Consider the following 2,579-nt stretch of genomic DNA (forward strand, 5'->3'; position numbering starts at 1 on the left):
CTGCATGGGCCATCTCGACCCTGACTGTCACATCCGACCCAAGCCAGGCGGTTGTGCAGATGGGCAACGGGACAATGCTCAACAGCTTTGGCGCATTGATCTACACAACGCCCCTGCGTTGGGTGGTCATGCTCGCGCCTCTGGCGTTCTTGTTCCTCGGTTGGGGGGCCCTGATGCGGCGTGCCAACGCGGCAACAGTGCAGCTCGGCTTCTTTGCATTCGCGTCCTTTATGGGCCTTTCGCTCAGCTCAGTTTTTCTTGTGTTCACAAGCTTTTCGATCGTGCAGACATTCCTGGTAACGGCCATCGCCTTCGCAGGCCTGAGCCTGTGGGGTTACACCACCAAGAAAGACCTGTCCGGTATGGGCACCTTCCTTGTGATGGGCGTAATCGGCTTGCTGGTGGCTATGGTCATCAACATGTTCCTGCAGTCCGGCCCAATGATGATGGCAATCTCGGCCATCGGTCTGCTGATCTTTGCCGGTCTGACAGCCTATGACACACAACGCCTGAAGTCTGAGTATGTGGCACACGCCGCACACGGCGATCAGGAGTGGTTGGACAAAGCCGCATCTGACGGCGCGCTCAGCCTCTACATCAACTTCCTGAACATGTTCCAGTTCCTACTCATGTTCATGGGACAGCAAGAATAGACATTCTTCCTTGCTGACAGACATCAGGCCGCCCTTCGGGGCGGCCTTTTTCATGCAATACTATCAAGCAAGCGGCGCGCAAATCCGCCTCATGTGGACCGCAGGGAATTCAACACCACGCCCCAAGGTCATCACCACGGCAGCCACCTCCTCAAAGCCACAGCTGGCGTAGAATAGCCGCGCCGTGAGGGTGCTATAGCACTCGAACCGCGTAATCCCCTGCGCGCGGGCATCGGCACAGATACCCGTCATAAGCCGCCGCCCAAGCCCTTGCCTCACATGGCCAGGCGCGGTCACGACATGGCGGATATGGGCCGTTTCTGGGGCGCAGGCCCCGCCCCACGGGTCCGTATCGCTCCAACCACCAGCGGCCCGCAATGCGCCCTGCTCCTCCAACAGGAAATAGGTTTTTCCCGCCAAAAGCGATGGGCGTGCGCGCGTGATTGCAGGCAGCACCGCATCCAGCGTCTGGGCCGGATAATCCGGCGCCAGCAGCACAGGGTAGCTCTGCGCGAGCAATGCCGTCACACGCGGCGCATCGCTGGGCTGTGCGGGTCTGAGAGAGAGGGTCATATAGCATCCACCTTTGGCATCGAGAGGCCAGCGCAAACCAAGAGCCCGAAATAAAGGGCCAAGCGCGGAAGGTGAATTGGAACAAAAAAACCGGCCACGCAGAGGCTGCGCGACCGGCTTTGTTTTGTCAGGGTTAGGCGATCTTACTTGATCTTGCCTTCCTTGTATTCGACGTGCTTGCGCGCAACGGGGTCATACTTACGTACGACCATTTTTTCGGTCATCGTGCGCGCATTTTTCTTGGTCACGTAAAAGTGGCCAGTCCCCGCCGAGGAGTTCAGGCGGATTTTGATTGTGGTCGGCTTCGCCATGGTCAGTCTCCAGAGGATCGAGGGGCGGACACATGCCGCCCAAAAACTTGAGCCTCGCTTTTACTCGGTCGCGGGGGGCTGTCAACCGCAAAGCGCGCAGTTCCGCCCGTTTGCGCGCTATTGACTGCGAACGACCGCCAGAAGCGCGTCAACATGACCATCAGGCGCCATCAGCGGCGACAAAGTGATCGCACAGCGGAACTCTGGAGCGTTCAAATAGCCCAAAGTCGACTCGTAGCGCGCGGGCACACCACTCTTGGCTTGGCCCAATGCGGCCCAAACCTCAGCTCGTGTGTCAGATGGCCAGAGCGTCACCCAGCTGAGCCCCGCAATCTCATCGCTGCGATCAAATCCAAGAATCGCAAGGCCGTTAGGGTTCATGTACTCGATCACCCCACCCGCCGAGAGCAACGAAACCGAGTCCGGGCTATTTCGGAAAAACGCGAGGGTGAAGGACGGACCAAACCGACGGATACGTTCCAGCGCCTCTTGTGCGCTGCTTGGCGCAACTTGCCATGGGCTCTGCGCATCTGGGGGCTCGATGTCACTCATAGACGTACCCTTCTACCCACAGGATATGCGGGTAAAGAACTGTAGCCACAGCGTGTAAATTCAATCAACCCCAGGGGACGCAAGGGAAACTTACCTTCCTCTTGGTGCTAAAGAGCGGAAAATGCGCGGAGGGCCTATAAGCCGGATTCTGTCTAAGGGTCGCAAGGACCCTCGAGATGACCATTCCTCTTGACCTCAGATTGCTCTGACGCCTCTAGCTGCCAACCCGAACCTGCTGGGGCCAAGGGGCCCCGCCGAGTTGCCTCGGCGCGCGGTTCCTATTTGGCATTGCTCCCAGTGGGGCTTGCCATGCCCGCCCTGTTACCAGCGCGGCGGTGGGCTCTTACTCCACCGTTTCACCCTTACCCGAGCACGCTCGGGCGGTCTATTTTCTGTGGCGCTTTCCGTCGGATTGCTCCGCCCGGGCGTTACCCGGCACCGTTTCCTTGTGGAGTCCGGACTTTCCTCGGCACGTCTTGCACGCAAAATC

Annotated in this window: 4 protein-coding genes and 1 other RNA gene; 1 reads left to right on the forward strand and 4 read right to left on the reverse strand. The window is 59.0% G+C overall.

All coding sequences use genetic code 11. The features are described 5' to 3' along the window. On the forward strand, nucleotides 1-653 hold a 653-nt coding region (locus tag AC4GMC_RS18185; protein WP_488089285.1), incomplete at its 5' end, for a Bax inhibitor-1/YccA family protein. A gap of 63 nt (nucleotides 654-716) precedes the next feature. Here the strand turns inward: AC4GMC_RS18185 and AC4GMC_RS18190 are convergent. From AC4GMC_RS18190 to rnpB, 4 genes are all read right to left on the reverse strand, one after another. Beyond that, nucleotides 717-1,226, reverse strand: a complete 510-nt coding sequence (locus AC4GMC_RS18190) for a GNAT family N-acetyltransferase (RefSeq protein WP_487877719.1) — start codon at nucleotides 1,224-1,226, stop codon at nucleotides 717-719. Between the two features lie 143 nt (nucleotides 1,227-1,369). Then, complete coding sequence (gene rpmG / locus AC4GMC_RS18195) at nucleotides 1,370-1,537, reverse strand: 50S ribosomal protein L33 (protein ID WP_011454349.1); 168 nt, start codon at nucleotides 1,535-1,537, stop codon at nucleotides 1,370-1,372. Nucleotides 1,538-1,654: 117 nt separating this feature from the next. Further along, on the reverse strand, nucleotides 1,655-2,089 hold the full coding sequence (locus AC4GMC_RS18200) for a PAS domain-containing protein (RefSeq protein ID WP_487877718.1): 435 nt from the start codon (nucleotides 2,087-2,089) through the stop codon (nucleotides 1,655-1,657). Nucleotides 2,090-2,210: 121 nt separating this feature from the next. Next, an RNA gene (rnpB, locus tag AC4GMC_RS18205) (RNase P RNA component class A) lies at nucleotides 2,211-2,579 on the reverse strand; the annotation flags it as partial.

The sequence above is a fragment of the Thalassobacter sp. genome (genome assembly GCF_982993085.1).